Genomic DNA, 16,111 nt, shown 5'->3' with positions numbered 1-16,111 from the left:
CTGCCGAGGACATCGCCGCCGACGGCACAGCGCGACGGGCGCCGCCGGTCTCTCGACCGACGACGCCCGCCTGTGCTGCTTCGCTAGTTCCTTATCGTGATGGCGCCCGCTGGATTGAGATCCGCCCACCTTCGGGCGGTGCTCGGGTCGACGTCGCGAATGAGAACATCGCTGTTGTTCAGCAATTTCGGATGGTGCCGTGAGCGCAGCAGGATCAGCGCGAACCTGCCGCCGAAGGTGACGCCTGCCAGGACGAATGCCAGCAGGAGAAACACCCCCAGCAACTCCGAGTCGTTTATTACCGCGTCGATAACGAATCCTACGACGGTCAATGCCAATACCAGCAGGATCGCCGGCAGCACCCTCTGCTTCCAGATGGTTTCGAGTAGACATGCCCGGGTGAACCGGCCGGCGGTGGCCTCGTCGACCGCGACGCTCACCTCCAACCCGCTCATTCCCTCTCGACGCAGGCAGCAGATGCGCACCACGGTCGCTGCCGGGTCACCGTCGATGATTGATTCGGGCGGCGGCGTCAGTTGCGCCACCGTTGAGCCAGCCAACCACACATCCACCTTAGAGCCCATCTGTCTACGTCCCGTCACTTACACGTGAGGTATCTGTTTTTGTTGGCCGCCCACTGGAAGCGCCAATTCTTGTTGTAGTAGATACGGACTTGGCCGCCGTAGTATCCGCCGCGCTTGCGGGGGCACGCTTGCTCGTACTCCCACCACGCCCAGGCCAGCGCTATGGCCGCGACCTCGAAGGCCGCGCCTGCGGGTATGAAGAAGAGACCGACGACGATGCCGACAATCGCCCAGATGAAGCCGAATCTGGCGATCCACTTCATGTCGCTGTTCGAGAACGAGCAGCGGTAGTTCGTGCTGGCGCGATAGCCGCCCCAACCGCCCCACCAGTAGTTCCACTTTCTGGTGGACCAACCGGTCGTGCGCCAGCAACCCATCTGACCCGAGACGTCGTGCTTGTTGATCGGGTCACCGCTGGCGTAGTCGTAGGCGTTCGCGTTACCGCCGTGCACGGAATCGGTCGACAGGAACCGACCGCTGGACGGGTTGTACACCCGGGCGCCCATCAGCGTCATGCCGGCCGGCGCATCGGATGCCCGTTGAGCCTGGCCGAGCCAGCCGTAGCGCAGCTTCCCGGTCTCGGCGGTGTTGCGCGGGGTCCCGTACTCGTCGAAATCGCGGGTGGTGGTGAGGCCGGCACTGCTGCCGTTGATGCCCGCCACGATGTCGCCGTTGAGGTTGCTGAGCTGCCAGTCCAGCACCGAACCGGTGCTGTTGAACAGGGCCGCCATGCCGCCCAGTCCCGCCACCACCCGGCTGAAGCGGGTAGCCGTTTCCTGCGTCCACGCCGGGTTGTCACCGTCGTCGGTGTAGTGATGGGTGGCCCGTACGGCGGTGCCCGTGATGTTGTCCGTCCAGGACCGCACCCGCGAGCCTGTGACGTCCAACGTGTAGTCGGTGGTACGACCACTCTGAGTGATCGTGCTCACCATGTCGTTGGCGTGGTAAGCAACGGTCACATTCCCGCCGGTGGGGTTGGCGGTCTCCGCGGCCGGTGTCGTGGTGGTCCGGCCCAGTGCGTCGTAGCTGTAACCGGCGGTGGTGGCCCGGTCGGCGTTGTCGTAGGTCGATGTCCTCGTCGCCGCCACGGTCGTCGTCTGGCACGTGCCGTTGGCCGCTGGCGCATAGCTCGTCAGCGAGGTGCGGTTGGTGGCCTCGTCGAAACCGTACTTGCGGACGGCGCAGCTGCCGCCCTTGGTCTCCTTGACCATCTCCAGCCGGCCGGAGCGGTCGTAGTCGAGGACCTGGTAGGCGAAGGTGTTGCTGGACCACCGCTTCTGGCCGTGGATGCCGTAGCCGGCCGCGTCGAAGTAGAGACCACAGGTGGGCTGGCCACAGCCGGGCCGGCCGTACGCCACCTTGGTCGGCGTGCCGGCCGGGTCGTAGGTGCGCGTGATCGCGAGCCCGTTGGGCCACGCCTCGGCCACCGAGGCACCATTGGCGTCGTACGTGGTGGTGAAGACGCCGGCCTGACTGTCGTTCACCGACGTCACCAGGCCTCGCCGCTCGGTACCTCCGTCGTAGGTGTAGGTACGGGTCGCCTTGCCGTCGTTGCTCGTCGCCTGCTGTCCGAGCAGGGTGTAGGTGGTCGTCGACGTGTTGTTGTCGGCGTCGGTGTAGGACGTCGGCCGGCCCAGCGTGTCGTAACCCCGGATCACCTCTGCCGTCACCACGTTGGACGCGTTGACCGTTTGGGTGCGCACGCTCTGACCGCTGGCCGCGTCGTAAACCGTGCGGGTCTTTTCCAGCGCCTTGCCCAGACCGGGGGCGGAGATGCTCTGCTCCACGGGTCGTCCCGCCGCGTCGTACGTCACGGTGGACGTGCGCCGGGTGCCGCCGCTGTTCTTCTCGACGGTCGTCCGGAGCTGGCCGTATACGTCATACGTAACGACCTTGGTGAGCAGTTCCGGACCGGTGTCCGCGGCGCCGCCGGATCGGGTCAGGCAGACCAGCCCTGCCCACTCCAGACGGCCACCACACTCGGGATGGGTGGTGTTCGCGGCGTCGGTGTAGTAGACGATGCGCCGGGTCGACGGCGTTGTGTCAACGCTTCCGCCGGCGGGCGCCGTGGTGGCTGTCACCCGTCCGACCGTGTCGTATGCGGTCCGGCTGATCATTTCCATGCCACCCGGGTCGACCGTCGAGACGGTCGGCGCTCGCAACGTCCAGTCGTACTTCTTGGTGGTGGTGCGCACGTCATCGTCGACGGTCTGACCGGCGTTGACGTAGCTCACCGAGGTGCGTTCGGTGGTGACCAGGTCGAAGGGTCCACCCGTTTCCGGGGCGCCCTCGTCGTAGGTCAGGCGGATGTGCGCCCTTCCCTTGACCGTGGTGCCGGAGTTCGGCAGCACGACATCGTGCTCCGGTCCGAACCGTTCCAGCTGCCGCTGTCCGTCAGCCGAGTAGACGACGGCCTCCGACAGCGCACGGGCCAGTTCTGCCTCCACCGCGGGGGTGTCCGAGGTCGAGGCGTTGAGGGCCGCCTGGCGGTTTCCGGCACCGAGTTCCTGCACGATGTTGCCGAAACCGTCGTACCAGGTGGTGCTCAGGTAACCGCCGGGCTGGACACCGTTGACCGTACGGGCGTTGGCGTCCAGGTAGGTGACGGTTGCCCGCTCGTAGGAGCTGGGCAGGGTGCCGGTGACCGGATCACCGGTCGGCACCTGGGTGGGCGGGAACACGGCCGTCGCATCGGTCGGCGGCTCGGTTTGACCCCACCGGCTGGTCTGGGCCGCGGACAGGTCGTACGGCGCGCCCGCACCGGACACGGGTACCTGATAAACCACGGTCTCGACGGAGGTGCCGGCCGACAGCGCCGATCGGGTCACCTTCGACAGCCGGCCCGAACCCGGGTCGTTCGGCACGGTCGTGTAGCTGAACTGCCACGGTTCCTGGGCCGGCGGTGCGATGGCGGTCAGCACCCCGTTGGCGCCGTAGGTGTAGATGCTGCGCAAGGACCGGACGACGCTGTTCTGCGTATAGTCCAGACGCGGGTCCCAGGCGGCGCGCAGCCATCCGGTGTTGTCGAAGGCGTACCGCGACACCACGATGGTGCGCATCGCCGGGGTGGACAGGTCGGGATCCCACGCGGTGTAGGCGATCTCCGCGATCCGGCCGGCGTACGCACCCCAGGTGCCGTCCGCCGTTCCCGTGGCGGTCGTGGTGGTGGAGTAGCGGAACTCCAGCGCCTTGCAGCCCCGGACCAGCGTGGTGCAGGTGACGCCGTCAGCAATCGAGGCGAGCACCCTAGTGGGCCGCATGATCGTCTGCCCGTTGACCGTCACCTTCTCCCACGCGACCGAGGTGGTGGAGCCGGAGCCGGGCGGGGTGTACGCCGTCGGCACATAGACGCCGGCCGGGTCGTTGGTGGTGCGGGTAAAGATCACCCGGTCACCGCTGACGCTGCTCAAGGTGTAGGCGTTCGTCCCGGAGCTGTACTTCAGCGTGTAGTTCTCCGCGCCGAGCGGAGGCTCGAAGTCGGTGCCTGCCGTACCCTTCTTCGTGAAGCCGAGTGACGTGGCGTCCGGCAGGCCGACCTGAACAAGGCTGCCGAACACGGTCAGTTTCGTGTAACCCGGGTCGACCGGCGACACGCTCGTGCTCGACACCCAGCCCGGACCGAAGAGGGGGTCCACGCCACCGGTCTGGCGGCTGTTGAAGACACGGGGCACCGACAGCCCGGCGATCGAGACGTCGCTCTGACCAGTCTGGTAGTTGCCCGTGACGAGGTTCACCGAACCTGGGCCCACCTCGTCGGTGGCCGCGCTGGCCCGGTTGCGGTCGAACCTCAGCTTGATCGGGTCGACGTTGCCGCCGTCGAACATTCCGCGGAGCTGCACCGGTCCGTCACGCGGGATCGACTCGGCGTCCACCGAGGCGAGCGTGGCGGCGATGTCCCAGTTGATCTTAGGTACGACGCCGTTCGTCACGGTGATCGGCCAGGCCGCCACCGCCGAGCCGTCCGCATAGGTCACGTGCGAGGTGGGGATGTCCACCCACAGATCCGAACCGGCCCGCCGCCACTGGTAGTTCGCCTTGGTGATGGAGGCCGCCGTAATCGCGGTGATCGACGTCTTGGCGCCGCTCATGTCGCCGGTCTCCGGCGACGTGATGGCCGCGGATCCGACCTTGAACGGGTAGGCCTTGATATCGGAGACCTTGCCCGCCGCGTCACGGGTGCGGACCTGCACGTTGTGCCAGCCCGGCGTCAACGGCGTCAACGTGACCGTCACCGGCGCACCGGGGCTCGGGGCGTTGATCGTCTTGTTGATCGGCACGTCAAGGCTGTACTCGTACGCTACCGCGTCGACTTCGCCGTTCGGGTCGAAGGTGAACTGACCCGGCACGTTGGCGTCGCCGCTCCAGGCGTCCTGGGCGTATTGCGGCGAGGAGACGCTCGGCGTGGTGACGGCCGTGGTGTCGACGGTGAACTCGCAGAACGTCGACCACACACCGTTGACGATGCCGTCGTTGCCCCGTACCCGCCACTTGTAGCTGCTGTTGTTGACCAGCGCACCGGCGGGCGGCGCCGCGGTGAAGGTGGTGCCGGAGGCGTCCAGGCCGGTCACCGTGCTGCCCAGCTTGCTGGTGCCGGTCACCGCCCACCACTCGAACTCGGCCTTGACCGCTGAGCCCTCGGCGTCGGTGATGCCGGCGGCGAGTTGCGGCGTCAGCTTGTTGATCTTCGGCCGGTTCTCGCCGGTCACACAGGCGGTGGCCGGTGTCGTGGACCGGGTGCCGACCGTCGGGTACGAGTTGTAGGTGACCGAGGCGAACGGCACCTGAGCGGTGTCATCGGCGTTGCGGGACCGGAACAGCTTGGATCCGGCCGTCGTGGTCTCGTTCGTCGCACGCAGACCCATGTAGGCCGTCGACTGACCGGCGGTGGCGGCACGCTGGAAGAAGCTCGTACCGTCGACGGAGACCCAGCCGTCATCGCATGCCGTGGAGTAGCCCTTGGACTGGGTGGAGGCCGCTTCGAAGTTCAGCCACTCCGGCTGGCTGTCCCACCGCGTGGCCGACGACGCGGCACCGGTGGTCCAAATCTCCCACGAGCTCGGGGTGCAGGTGTTCGACCACCAGCTCCAGAAGTTGGCCGTGGCCGCAGTGATCTGCTTGCCCGCCAGAGCGGCGACCGGCCAGTGCACGAAGGCGTGCGCATTGGCGTTCGGCGTGCCGGTGAACAGGCCGAGCTGCAGGTCGGCGGCACCACTGCGATCGGCGGTGACATCCTGCCGGACGTAGGTGTCGAACGACGTCGACAGCGCGTTGAGCTGCGGGTCGATGGTGACCGGGAACTGCGTCGCCGGGTCCTTCAACCACGTGACGTCGGGCTTGAGCGTAAGGGTGATGCCCTTGTCCTGCCCGGTGGCTGCCCGTGCGGCGGACTTCGTACCCTGCTTCCGCTTGACGGGGACAATCGTGCGGCGCACCGGCGCTTCCGTGCCGGGGACCCGCCGGGCGTCCCACATCTCCGGCGCGGGAACCGCCGCGACGGTGTGACCCTTGCTGTCCCGCAGGCTCAGACCACCGGAGGAGTCGGGCACGAACGAGGCGACCTTGTCGCCTGTCAAAGGCAGGGAGAGGTCGGGCAGGCGGTCCACCGCGTCCCGGCTCTTCACGATGAAGAACTGCTCGAAACCGGCGCGGGTCGCCTGCACGACGAGGTCGACCCCGGGCACGACATCCGGGTACGTCGCCCGGGTGCCGGCGAGCGTAGGCGCCGGCAGCTTTCCCTGCCAGCCGAGCGCGAGGCGCCGGCCAGCCTTGCCGGTCGAAGCGAGTTCGCCGCCGGCGGCACGGGCACCGGAGATCCGCAGGTTCAGCGAATCGGCGACCGACTGAACTGAACCGTCCCCAGCGAGCCGCAGGGTCAGGTCGATCGGCACCCACCGACCGTCCCGCTTCGTGCGGACCGGACCGGCGGCAACGTTGACCGTGATCTGCCCGTCGGGCTGGGCAAAGAACTCCGAGGTCTCCGTCGTCAACCCGGCGATCCGAACCTTCTGCCCAGTCATCCGCGCGGTGATCAGCGCCGCGGCCTCGTCAGCTCGCTCCACCACCTGCGCCTGGGATGTCTGGGCCTTGGCCCGCTGCGGCAGGGCTCCTGCGGCCGGCCGGGCGACCGCAGCGAACGTCCCGGTCAGCAATGCGGTGATCAAACCTACGGCCAGGGTCCGCCGTCGCCTGGACCCCATGACTCTGACCCTGAACCACGATGGCATGGATCGTCTACGTGTACGACTCATTGGCTCCCCCGTAGAGCTCGTATTTGGACGGAACGTTAAGCGAAGCAGTGAGGATGGTCAATCCCGTTGCGCATCCGCCGTGTTGTCCATCGTGGACTTTGGGGCAATTGCCGGGCCTGCGCGAACGGTGGGGCCGCGAGGTGCCGCACTGCCCGTACTGCCACGGCCACGAGGTGCGCGGGCGGGCAATCGGCGTCCTCGGCTCCGGCCCGATGTCGCTGCACCAGGCGCTGATGTGGCGCCAGTGGAGCGACGACGTGACGCTGTTCGTGCACGAGGCACCGGAGCCGGACGCCGAGCAGGGCGAGCAGTTCGCGGCCCGCGGTATCGCGGTGCTGCCCGGCCGGGTCGCGGAGGTGGTGGTCGAGGACGACCGGCTGCCGGCCGACCTCGACGTGCTCCGGTATTCGACAACTACGGCACCGAAAAACCCCTGCCGTGCGGGCCTGGCTCGCGAAATACTCGCGCTTCCACATGCATTTCACCCCGGCCGGGACATCCTGGATCACCGACTGGAAGTAGAATCCACGCCCGTTCATCTGGACCAAACCGCCGAAGAGATCATCGAATCACTCGCCCGAATTTGTAGGCGAATTTCCGGCGCAGCACACTAGCGTCCACACCATGAACTACGGCGTCATCCTGCCCGGCGGCACCGCACCCGAGCAGCTACAGCAGGCGGTCCTGGCCGAACAGTCCGGCTGGGACGGCGTCTTCGTCTGGGAGTCCGCTTCGGGCGTCGACGCCTGGAGCCTGCTCGCGGCGATCGCCGCCGCGACGACCCGGATCCGGCTCGGCACCATGCTGACCCCGCTGCCCTGGCGCCGCCCGTGGAAGGTGGCGAGCCAGGTCGCGACGGTCGACCAGCTCTCCGCCGGCCGGGCCGTCCTCGGCATCGGCGTCGGCGCGCTCGACGCCGGCCTGCCGCAGACCGGCGAGGTCACCGACCTGCGCGAGCGGGCGGCCATGATGGACGAGGGCATCGACCTCATCCGCACGCTCTGGGCGGGCGGGACCAGCCACCACGGCCCGCACTACGACTACCAGGTGGAGGGCGGCGACCAGGCCGGCCGCCCGGTGCAGCAGCGCATCCCGATCTGGGTGGTGGCCGTCTGGCCCAGGCCGAAGTCGCTGCGCCGCGTGCTCAAGTGCGACGGGGTGATCCCCAACAACGCGGACACCCCCGACGAGATCCGCAAGCTGCGCGCCTGGCTCATCGAGCGCGGCGCGCCGGAGACCGTCGACATCCTCGCCGAGGGCGAGACACCCGGCCACGACCCCGCGGCGGCATGGGCGCAGGTGTCGCCGTGGGTCGAGGCCGGCTGCACGTGGTGGATGGAGACCCGCTGGCAGATGCCGCACGACAGCGCCGCCCGCATGCACGAGATCCGCGAACGGATCGCCGCCGGCCCGCCCAGGGTCCCGGCGTGACCACACCCCCGCAACCGGCGGCGCGCCGAAACGCCGCCGGTGGATCAGGATGACCCGATGACCAAGCTGACTGGACAACAGATCGCCGACGCGGCGCTGGACGGGTGGGTCTACCTGCTCGGCGGCCTGCAAACCCGGATCGGGACCGCCGACTTCGCGGCCGGCCTCGCACTCGCCGGCGCCATCGGCGCCGCGGCCGACGAGCAGAACCACCACCCCGACCTCGACCTGCGTTACGACCACGTCGACGTCAGACTCACCAGCCACGATGCCCGCGGCGTCACCGAACGGGACCTCCGGCTGGCCCGCACCGTCTCCACGCTCGCCACCGCCGCCGGCACCCGAACCAGCGCCGAGGGCCTCTCCAAGCTCGAGCTCGCCCTCGACTCCCCGGCCTACTCGAAGGTCCTGCCGTTCTGGGGCGCGGTGCTGGGAATGGAGCGCCCACCGGGAACGGAGCCCACCGACGAGCTGCGCGACCCGACCGGCGTCCTGCCCACCCTGTGGTTCCAGGAGTCCGGCGGCGACGAGCCCCGCCAGCGCTGGCACCCCGACCTCTGGCTGGATCCCGCCGAGGTCGCGCCCCGCATCGACGCCGCCCTCGCGGCGGGCGGCACCCTGGTCAGCGACGCGGAGGCACCGAGCTTCTGGGTCCTCGCCGACCCGGAGGGCAACATGGTCTGCCTGTGCACCTGGCAGGAGCGTGGCTGACCTCCCACACCGGTCCGGCCCACCCGGGGTGCGTCTCAGGGCCGTCGAGGATGACGACCTCGACGTGCTCTTCGCACACCAGGCGGATCCGGAGGCCGCCGAGATGGCCGCGTTCCCCCCACGCGACCGGGCCCGGTTCGACGCGCACTGGGCAAGGATCCGCCACGACGACACGGTGATCCTGCGGACGATCGAGGCCGACGGCGTCGTCGCCGGCAACATCTGTAGCTGGCCGGACGGCGACCTACGACTGGTCGGCTACTGGATCGGCCGCGAACACTGGGGCCGGGCCGTAGCGACCCAGGCACTCCGCCAATTCGTCGACGAGGTCCCGCTCCGGCCGCTGCACGCACACGTCGCCACCCGCAACACCGGTTCGATCCGCGTGCTGGAGAAATGTGGCTTCCACCGCGACCACGCCCAGGAGGCCCGAACACCCGCGCCCGCCGACGGAATCGAGGAGTACATCTACGTCCTAGCCGAATAGAACAAGGGCCGACCTCCCGGCCGTGCAGGGAAAGGGCCCACCTCCCGGCCGTGCAGGGAAAGGGCCCACCTCCCCGGTGGAGGTAGGAGCCCCTGCTCCTCGACGATGCCGGGGCGGGCTACGTTCCGTGCGGGTCGGCCGCGTTGAGGGTGGTGACGACCTGGTCGTAGTCGCCGCGCGCCTCAGCGTAGCGGAGGAACTTCACCCGCTCGACCTGGATCTCCTTCGCGGTGGGCTGCGATTCGAGCAGCCCGACCACCTCGGCCACGAACTCGTCGAGCGGCATCGCGAACTCGCTGCTCTCCTGCCCGGGCAGCAGCGAGGTGCGCACGGAGGGCGGCTCCAGCTCCACCACCTTCACGGTCGTGTCCGCAAGCTGCAGCCGGATCGACTCGCTGAGCATGTGGATCGCGGCCTTCGACGCGTTGTAGCTCGGGGTGGCTTTCAGCGGCGCGAACGCGAGGCCCGAGGACACGGTCACGATGGTGGCGTCCGGCCGCGCCCGCAGGTGCTCGATGAACGCGGCGATGAGGCGGATCGGGCCCAGCACGTTTGTCGTGATGATCGCCTCGGCCGACGCCAGAAACGACCCGGGTGTGTGCCAGTCCTCGACGCGCATGATGCCGGCCATGGCGACAAGGACGTTGAGGTCCGGGTGCCTCGCCAGCACCTCCTTGGCGGCGGCGTCGATACTCGCGGGATCCGCGGTGTCGATCTGGACGGTGTCGACGTCGGGATGCTCGGCGGCGATCTGCCCGAGCAACTCGGCACGCCGGCCGCCGACGATGACCTTGTTGCCCCTGGCCCGCAGTGCGAGCGCGAGGGCCAGGCCGATGCCGCTCGTGGAGCCGGGGATGAAGATGGTGTTTCCGGAGATGTTCATGCGACGAGCCTCGACGGTCTTCCCAGGCGGATGAAGAGACCAGTTATCGGGGGATCCACGATACCTGGCTCGCCCTCGCCGGCGGCGGATACTGGGATCATGGATCGTGCCGCGCTCGCCGACTTCCTGCGCCGCCGCCGGGAGGCGCTCCAGCCCGGGGATGTCGGGCTCACGGCGGGTGTGCGCCGTCGCACACCGGGCCTGCGGCGGGAGGAGGTGGCCGCTCTCGCCGCGATGTCGACCGACTACTACACCCGGCTCGAACAGCGGCGCGGCCCGCAGCCGAGCCCGCAGATGCTCGCGTCGCTCGCGCGGGCGCTGCGGCTCACCACCGACGAACGCGACTACCTGTTCCGGGTGGCGGGGCAGAACCCCCCGGCCTTCGTGTCCACGGCGACGCACGTCGCACCGGCGCTGCTGCGCGTTCTGGACCGGCTTGCGGACACCCCCGCGCTGATCCTGTCCAACCTTGGCGAAACACTCGTGCAGAACCGGATGGCCGAGGCCCTGTTCGGCGACCAGTCGGGCCATACGGGGCTCGCCCGCAGCGACTTCTACCGGTGGTTCACCGATCCCACGCATCGGCGGCACTACCCCGAGTCGGACCACGACCGGCAGAGCCGGGCCCAGGTTGCCAATCTGCGCGCCGCGTACGGGTCGATGGGCCCGCGGTCCCGCGCGGGCGAGATCGTGCGCGCGCTGCAAAGGGCGAGTCCCGAGTTCGCCGAGCTGTGGGAACGCCACGAGGTCGCCCAGCGCTTCGCGGACCACAAGACGCTCATCCACCCCGAACTCGGTCCGATCGAGCTGGACTGCCAGGCGCTGTTCACGGAGGACCAGTCACAGCTCCTGCTCGTGCTCACCGCACCACCGCGCAGCGCCGGCCACGAGAAGCTTCAGCTGCTCGCCGTGCTGGGGCACGAGCGGTTCCCGGCCGACGCGGCTCCCGCAACGCCGCGCGGCGGCCCGGCTGCTACAGGTTGATCTCGTAGTCCATCAGGACCGGATGTGGCGGGAACGAGCTTCGCGTCAGCCGCCGCGCCGAGGTCCAGCCCATCCGCTCGTAGAACCGGCGGGCCCGGTGATTCTGGTCGAAGACGCGAAGCCACGCCGCCGGATCACCGGCCCGCGCCAGGCGGTCGATGAGTTCACCGTGGACGGCGGCGGCCAGCCCGGTCCCCCAGGTCTCCACCGCCGTGCCGAAGTGAAGGAGCTGGTTGCCGCGAACCGCCGCGAAACCCTCCACCCTGCCTTCCTGGCGCACCACGACGTAGACGTCCACGTCCGGGCTCGCCATCTCACGCACCCACCGCGCCCGCACCTCGGAGCGCGGGAACGGGTAGACGTCCTGGGGAAAGATGTGAGCCAGCCCGAGTCGCGCACCCGCCTCCTGCACGTCGAGTAGCCCCGGAAGATCCGCCTCGGTGGCGCCGCGCAGGAGCATGCCAGCAGCATGGCGGAGGGCACGGGGTGACGGCGACCCATATCGCCGCCGTCAGGCGTCCGGGAGGCCGGCGACATAGGCCGCGGCCACACGTTTGGGGACCACCATGCGCCAGGCGTCGATCACCAGCTCCTCCATCTGGCGGTGGTCCAGCGCCGACATCCAGGCCTGCACCCACTGGAAGCGCATGTTCGTCGCGTTCGGCAGGTGGAAGACCTCCGGCTGGGACGCGACAAGGGCCGCGCGCTCCTCCCGGGGAAAGCCGAACCCCATGACCGTCTCGTCACGGGAGAACGCCACATAGACGATCTGCCCCACCCGGAACTTCACGCGGTCGTGGATGAGGTGCTCGCTCGTGCGGGGCAGCCTCAGCGCGACCTCCCGCACGTCCTCCACAGTGACCATGCCGGCAGGCTATCGCCGGCGTACGACACTTCCGGGGTCAGGACGAGCGTGGCCGCGGCACGAACGGCGGGCGGGCTTCTTCCTCGGCCGGGACCGCGCCGCGGACCTTGGCCCGGGCGACCCGGTCCGGCGCGAGCCGGTACGTCGGCGCCTGCACCAGCTCGTCCGGCACCAGGTGCCGCCCGATGCCCTCGTCCCCGACGGACCCCGGCACGCCCGGGTCCGGCAGGACGTCGACGGGATCCGCCGCCGGGAGTATGGCCGGCCTGAGGACGGGTGGCGGCGGCGTGACCGACGCGTCCCGCAGCGAGGTGATGGAGGGTACGGAGCGGGCGGACGCCGACGCGACCACCGCCGTCCCCCGGGCCGCGCGCCGCGGGCCGATCAGCCGGGCCGCCATGCTGAACACGCTCCGCGTCGCGGTGTCGTATCCGTCGCGGTATGCCTCGTCACGGTCCAGCCCGGTGCGGTACCACTGGTGCAGGCGGCCGGCGGCGTAGCCGGTGGCGGCCGTGAACACGGCGACCAGCGCGATCAGGACGGTGTCGTCAGCGGGGGCGGTCATAGTGCGATTCTCGCCAGTCGCATCGACCGTTAGCTATAGCCCGTTTGACGTACCACGATCGGTCGACGGCGGTGTATCGGCCGAAGTCCAGCGACCGGGGCCGTGCCGTCCGATGCTGTAGGGATGGCGATGTTCATGGACGTGCACACCGGGTTCTTCGGCACGACTCACGAGGAGCTCGACGCGGCGCACCGCGCCGACCTGCGGATCGAGGCCGAGGAGGGCGTGCACTTCGAGCGGGCCTGGCTCGACCCGGAGCTCGGCAAGGTGTTCTGCCTGTCGAGCGGGCCCAGCAAGGAGGCGGTCATGCGGGTACACGAGCGGGCCGGGCACCCGGCGGCGGAGATCTACGAGCTGACCGTCGAGGTCTGAGCCGGGTTCCGCCCGGGCGTGCGCCGCCCGGGCGGAACCGGCGCTCACGAGGAGGACGGCCGGGGGCCGGGCGCGCCACTGGGAGGCCCGCCGGGACCGCCGGGGCCACCAGGGCCGCCGCCCGCCGGCGGTTCGCCGCCGCCTCCGGTCTCGGTGCCGGTGGGGTCGATCGCGATCGTCAGCGTGGCGGTGTAGCCGTCGGCGACGCCGCCGCTGACGGTGGCGAGCTCCGTCACGGCCGAGTCGTCGCCGAAGACGTTGTCGGTGGCGAGCGTGACCTGGCTCAGGTTGGCGACGCTCGAGCGGTACCCGTCGGTCGCGTAGACCGCGGCGGAGACGTCCTGCGGTAGGGCGATCTGCGAGGTCTTGACGATCGGCCCGTCGCCGCTTGTGGCGTTCTCCAGCGACCGGTACACCTCGAAGTGGATGTGCGGCCAGCGGCCGGAGTAGCAGCCGGGGAAGATGCTGGTGAACGTCACGGTGCCGGTGTCGTCGGCCGCCTGGACGCCGCGCAGATAGTTCTGGTCGGTGATCCCGGTGGAGTACAGCGAGTAGTTGCCGTCCCGGTCGCAGTGCCACGCGTAGACCGCCGCCCCTGCGACGGCCGCGCCGTTCAGGTCGGTGACCCGCAGCGAGAACTCCAGCGGCACGCCCTCGGCGGTGCCGGTCGCGGACCCGAACGACGACCGGATGTCCTTACGCACGACGCCCTGCTCGGTCCGCACGTCGGGCCCGTTCGACCCGTCCGCCGGGTACGGGCCGGCGGTCTCCGAGGCGACCTCGCCGGTGGCCGGCCCGCCCGCGGCCGCCGTCGCCTCGCCGTCGGCGGTGCTGTCGCACGCCGCGGCCCCGCCGACAAGTGCCAGGGCGCCCGCCCCGCCGAACGCCGCGAGCAGCCGGCGCCGCGACATCGTGCGCATGTCGAACTGCAGCCCCCTGTCGTGCACCCTGCGCACGTACGCGGCGTTGTCCCGGTCCTCTTGCTCCTGCACGGCGGTGGCCTTCCCTCGGAAAACGTGTGCGGCAAGCAAACCCAGCGGGGCTGTGCGTGACCTGTGCCTTTCCTATGCCAGGCCCTTCAATCCCCCGAGCCTTGGTAAACGGTTATTGCGCAACAGCTCTTAACCATGCCATGGTGGGCGCATGCCTCAGATCAGGGACGCGGCCGTGCTCAAGGCGGTGGCGCATCCGGTCCGCCGCCGCCTGCTGGACGTGCTGCGGGTCGACGGACCGTCGATGCCGAGCGTGCTCGCCCGCTGCACCGGGCAGGCGGTCGCCAACGTCAGTCATCACCTGCGGGTTCTCGCCGAGGCCGGCCTCATCGAGGAGGCGCCGGACCTGGCCCGCAACCGCAAGGAGCACTGGTGGCGCATGCCGGACCGCAGCATCAGCTGGAGCGTCGCGGACTTCGGCGACGACGCGGCCGGCCTGGCCGCGGCCGACGCCGCGCTGGCGCTCGACCTCCAGCGCCAGGTCGAGCTGGTCTCCACCTGGCTCGGCAGCCCGGCGTCGCGGGAGGAGCCGTGGACCGGCGCCGCGTTCTCCACCGACGGCTTCCTGCGGCTGAGCCCGGCCGAGCTCGCGGCGCTCGGTGCCGAGATCCAGCAGGTCATCGACCGCTACGCGGGCCGGCCCGAGGCGCCCGACCGGGAGCCGGTCTTCGTGATCGGCCGGGGCTTCCCGGCCCGCCCGTGACCGCCGCCGCGCCGGCCGGCCGCCGCGGCCTGCGCCGGAGCGTGCTGCGCGACGCCGATTTCCGCAGGTTGTGGGCCGGCATGACGGTCAGCCGGCTCGGCAGCTCGGTCGCGGCCGTCACCACGCCGCTGATCGCCGTGCAGGTGCTCGACGCGGGCGCGTTCGGCGTCAGCCTGCTCACCGCCGCGGCCTGGCTGCCATGGCTGCTGATCGGGCTGCCCGCCGGCGCCTGGATCGACCGGGTCGCCCGCAGGCCGGTGATGCTGATCAGCGACCTGATCGCCGCGGCGCTGGTGATCAGCGTGCCGGTCGCGGCCTGGCTCGGCCGCCTGACCATGGCGCACCTGCTGGCGGTGGCGCTGCTGCTCGGCGTGGCCACGGTCTTCTTCACCGTGGCCTGGACGGCCTACCTGCCGGCGATGTTCGACGCCGACGACCTGGTCGAGGCGAACTCGGCCCTGCAAGGCACCGAGTCGGCGGCCCAGGTCGCCGGCCCGGCGGCTGGCGGCCTGCTGATCGCGGCCGTCAGCGCGGTCGCGGGCCTGGTGGTGGACGCGCTCAGCTTCCTGTTCTCGGCGTTCATGCTGTGGCGCATCCGCCGCGCCGAGCGCCGGCCGGCGGTCGCCGGCGGCGGGAGCATCTGGCGCGAGATCGCGGCGGGTGTCCGCTGGCTGCTCCGCGACCGCTTCCTGCGCAACCTGACCGCGTACGGCGCGGCGGCGAACCTCTGGCTCACCGGCATGAACGCCATCACGGTCGTCTTCCTGGTCCGCGAGGTCGGCGTCAGCACCGCCGGGGTCGGCATGCTGCTTGCCGCGGTCGCCCTGGGCGGCGTCGGCGCGGCCGCGGTCACCCCGCGGCTGGTGAGCGGCCTCGGCGGCGCCCGGGCGCTGGTCGCCTGCAAGGTCTTCGGCGGGGTGGCGTCGCTGCTCGTGCCCCTCACCCGGCCGGGGCCGGGCCTGTGCGTCTTCGTCGCCGGCATGCTCGGCATCGCGGCCGGCGCCATCGCGGGCAACGTGGTGACCGCGAGCTTCCGCCAGGCGTACGTCCCGGCCGGACTGCTCGGCCGGGTGCTGACCGGCATGCAGTTCGTGAACTACGGCGCGATCCCGGTCGGCGCCGTCCTGGGCGGCGCGGCCGCCGGCCTGCTGGGCACCCGGGGCGCCATGTGGATCATGGCAATCGGGTACGCCCTGAGCGGCCTGATCCTCCTGCTGGGCCCGCTGCGCGGCCGTCGCGACCTGCCGGTGGCCGACGTCGCCCTCGCGGGCTGAGCCGCCGTTCGC

Annotated in this window: 15 protein-coding genes; 8 read left to right on the top strand and 7 right to left on the bottom strand. The window is 70.2% G+C overall.

Going from position 1 to position 16,111, the window contains the following annotated elements:
- Nucleotides 1–83 precede the first annotated feature (83 nt).
- Nucleotides 84–572 carry a hypothetical protein gene (locus tag BJ971_RS06760; RefSeq protein WP_184990813.1) on the bottom strand — a complete coding sequence of 163 codons (489 nt, stop codon included), beginning with the start codon at nucleotides 570–572 and terminating at the stop codon, nucleotides 84–86.
- Between the two features lie 26 nt (nucleotides 573–598).
- Nucleotides 599–6,781, bottom strand: a complete 6,183-nt coding sequence (locus tag BJ971_RS06755) for an RHS repeat-associated core domain-containing protein (RefSeq protein ID WP_239087888.1) — start codon at nucleotides 6,779–6,781, stop codon at nucleotides 599–601.
- Between the two features lie 104 nt (nucleotides 6,782–6,885).
- Here BJ971_RS06755 and BJ971_RS42605 point away from each other — a divergent pair, with 104 nt between their 5' ends.
- From BJ971_RS42605 to BJ971_RS06735, 4 genes are read left to right on the top strand one after another with little or no spacing between them, the layout of a single operon-like run.
- Nucleotides 6,886–7,446 carry an NAD(P)/FAD-dependent oxidoreductase gene (locus BJ971_RS42605; protein WP_184990809.1) on the top strand — a complete coding sequence of 187 codons (561 nt, stop codon included), beginning with the start codon at nucleotides 6,886–6,888 and terminating at the stop codon, nucleotides 7,444–7,446.
- Nucleotides 7,447–7,456: 10 nt separating this feature from the next.
- On the top strand, nucleotides 7,457–8,263 hold the full coding sequence (locus BJ971_RS06745; protein WP_184990807.1) for an LLM class flavin-dependent oxidoreductase: 807 nt from the start codon (nucleotides 7,457–7,459) through the stop codon (nucleotides 8,261–8,263).
- Nucleotides 8,264–8,320: 57 nt separating this feature from the next.
- On the top strand, nucleotides 8,321–8,974 hold the full coding sequence (locus tag BJ971_RS06740; protein WP_184990805.1) for a 4a-hydroxytetrahydrobiopterin dehydratase: 654 nt from the start codon (nucleotides 8,321–8,323) through the stop codon (nucleotides 8,972–8,974).
- Nucleotides 8,975–9,002: 28 nt separating this feature from the next.
- A complete protein-coding gene (locus tag BJ971_RS06735; RefSeq protein WP_184990804.1) occupies nucleotides 9,003–9,461 on the top strand; it encodes a GNAT family N-acetyltransferase in 459 nt (152 codons plus the stop codon).
- 118 nt (nucleotides 9,462–9,579) lie between these two features.
- Here the strand turns inward: BJ971_RS06735 and BJ971_RS06730 are convergent, their stop codons facing one another.
- On the bottom strand, nucleotides 9,580–10,344 hold the full coding sequence (locus tag BJ971_RS06730) for an SDR family oxidoreductase (protein WP_184990802.1): 765 nt from the start codon (nucleotides 10,342–10,344) through the stop codon (nucleotides 9,580–9,582).
- Between the two features lie 99 nt (nucleotides 10,345–10,443).
- On the opposite strand from BJ971_RS06730, the gene BJ971_RS06725 reads away from it, so the two are divergent.
- Nucleotides 10,444–11,328 carry a helix-turn-helix transcriptional regulator gene (locus tag BJ971_RS06725; RefSeq protein WP_184990800.1) on the top strand — a complete coding sequence of 295 codons (885 nt, stop codon included), beginning with the start codon at nucleotides 10,444–10,446 and terminating at the stop codon, nucleotides 11,326–11,328.
- Here BJ971_RS06725 and BJ971_RS06720 read toward each other — a convergent pair.
- Genes BJ971_RS06720 through BJ971_RS06710 form a run of 3 tightly spaced genes read right to left on the bottom strand, consistent with a single transcriptional unit; the run spans nucleotide 11,318 to nucleotide 12,758 of the window.
- A complete protein-coding gene (locus tag BJ971_RS06720) occupies nucleotides 11,318–11,788 on the bottom strand; it encodes a GNAT family N-acetyltransferase (protein WP_184990798.1) in 471 nt (156 codons plus the stop codon). The two genes, BJ971_RS06725 and BJ971_RS06720, sit on opposite strands and share 11 nt — an antisense overlap.
- A 51-nt stretch (nucleotides 11,789–11,839) precedes the next feature.
- On the bottom strand, nucleotides 11,840–12,193 hold the full coding sequence (locus tag BJ971_RS06715; protein ID WP_184990796.1) for an MmcQ/YjbR family DNA-binding protein: 354 nt from the start codon (nucleotides 12,191–12,193) through the stop codon (nucleotides 11,840–11,842).
- Between the two features lie 37 nt (nucleotides 12,194–12,230).
- Complete coding sequence (locus BJ971_RS06710; protein ID WP_184990794.1) at nucleotides 12,231–12,758, bottom strand: hypothetical protein; 528 nt, start codon at nucleotides 12,756–12,758, stop codon at nucleotides 12,231–12,233.
- Nucleotides 12,759–12,881: 123 nt separating this feature from the next.
- Here BJ971_RS06710 and BJ971_RS06705 point away from each other — a divergent pair, with 123 nt between their 5' ends.
- Nucleotides 12,882–13,130 carry an SCO4226 family nickel-binding protein gene (locus BJ971_RS06705; protein ID WP_184990793.1) on the top strand — a complete coding sequence of 83 codons (249 nt, stop codon included), beginning with the start codon at nucleotides 12,882–12,884 and terminating at the stop codon, nucleotides 13,128–13,130.
- Nucleotides 13,131–13,174: 44 nt separating this feature from the next.
- Here BJ971_RS06705 and BJ971_RS06700 read toward each other — a convergent pair whose 3' ends face one another.
- Nucleotides 13,175–14,122, bottom strand: a complete 948-nt coding sequence (locus BJ971_RS06700; RefSeq protein WP_239087454.1) for a dioxygenase family protein — start codon at nucleotides 14,120–14,122, stop codon at nucleotides 13,175–13,177.
- 151 nt (nucleotides 14,123–14,273) lie between these two features.
- On the opposite strand from BJ971_RS06700, the gene BJ971_RS06695 reads away from it, so the two are divergent.
- Both BJ971_RS06695 and BJ971_RS06690 read left to right on the top strand, forming a co-directional pair.
- The gene (locus tag BJ971_RS06695) at nucleotides 14,274–14,825 is read left to right on the top strand and encodes a winged helix-turn-helix domain-containing protein (RefSeq protein ID WP_184990791.1); all 552 of its coding nucleotides are present in this window, start codon (nucleotides 14,274–14,276) and stop codon (nucleotides 14,823–14,825) included.
- Complete coding sequence (locus tag BJ971_RS06690) at nucleotides 14,822–16,099, top strand: MFS transporter (protein ID WP_203709308.1); 1,278 nt, start codon at nucleotides 14,822–14,824, stop codon at nucleotides 16,097–16,099. Before BJ971_RS06695 ends, BJ971_RS06690 begins: the two co-directional genes overlap by 4 nt.
- Nucleotides 16,100–16,111 lie beyond the last annotated feature (12 nt).

Source organism: Amorphoplanes digitatis (genome assembly GCF_014205335.1).
GTDB lineage: Bacteria > Actinomycetota > Actinomycetes > Mycobacteriales > Micromonosporaceae > Actinoplanes > Actinoplanes digitatus.
The sequence above is the reverse complement of the archived record's forward strand: the minus strand, read 5'-3'. Positions and strand labels throughout refer to the sequence as shown.

What these genes read in the sequence shown, in the direction of transcription:
- BJ971_RS06745 (WP_184990807.1), top strand. Translation starts at nt 7,457, where the DNA reads ATGAACTACGGCGTCATCCTGCCCGGCGGCACCGCACCCGAGCAGCTA.
- BJ971_RS06740 (WP_184990805.1), top strand. Translation starts at nt 8,321, where the DNA reads ATGACCAAGCTGACTGGACAACAGATCGCCGACGCGGCGCTGGACGGG.
- BJ971_RS06730 (WP_184990802.1), bottom strand. Translation starts at nt 10,344, where the DNA reads ATGAACATCTCCGGAAACACCATCTTCATCCCCGGCTCCACGAGCGGC.
- BJ971_RS06695 (WP_184990791.1), top strand. Translation starts at nt 14,274, where the DNA reads ATGCCTCAGATCAGGGACGCGGCCGTGCTCAAGGCGGTGGCGCATCCG.
- BJ971_RS06715 (WP_184990796.1), bottom strand. Translation starts at nt 12,193, where the DNA reads ATGGTCACTGTGGAGGACGTGCGGGAGGTCGCGCTGAGGCTGCCCCGC.
- BJ971_RS06710 (WP_184990794.1), bottom strand. Translation starts at nt 12,758, where the DNA reads ATGACCGCCCCCGCTGACGACACCGTCCTGATCGCGCTGGTCGCCGTG.
- BJ971_RS42605 (WP_184990809.1), top strand. Translation starts at nt 6,886, where the DNA reads ATGGTCAATCCCGTTGCGCATCCGCCGTGTTGTCCATCGTGGACTTTG.
- BJ971_RS06725 (WP_184990800.1), top strand. Translation starts at nt 10,444, where the DNA reads ATGGATCGTGCCGCGCTCGCCGACTTCCTGCGCCGCCGCCGGGAGGCG.
- BJ971_RS06705 (WP_184990793.1), top strand. Translation starts at nt 12,882, where the DNA reads ATGGCGATGTTCATGGACGTGCACACCGGGTTCTTCGGCACGACTCAC.
- BJ971_RS06720 (WP_184990798.1), bottom strand. Translation starts at nt 11,788, where the DNA reads ATGCTCCTGCGCGGCGCCACCGAGGCGGATCTTCCGGGGCTACTCGAC.
- BJ971_RS06755 (WP_239087888.1), bottom strand. Translation starts at nt 6,781, where the DNA reads ATGGGGTCCAGGCGACGGCGGACCCTGGCCGTAGGTTTGATCACCGCA.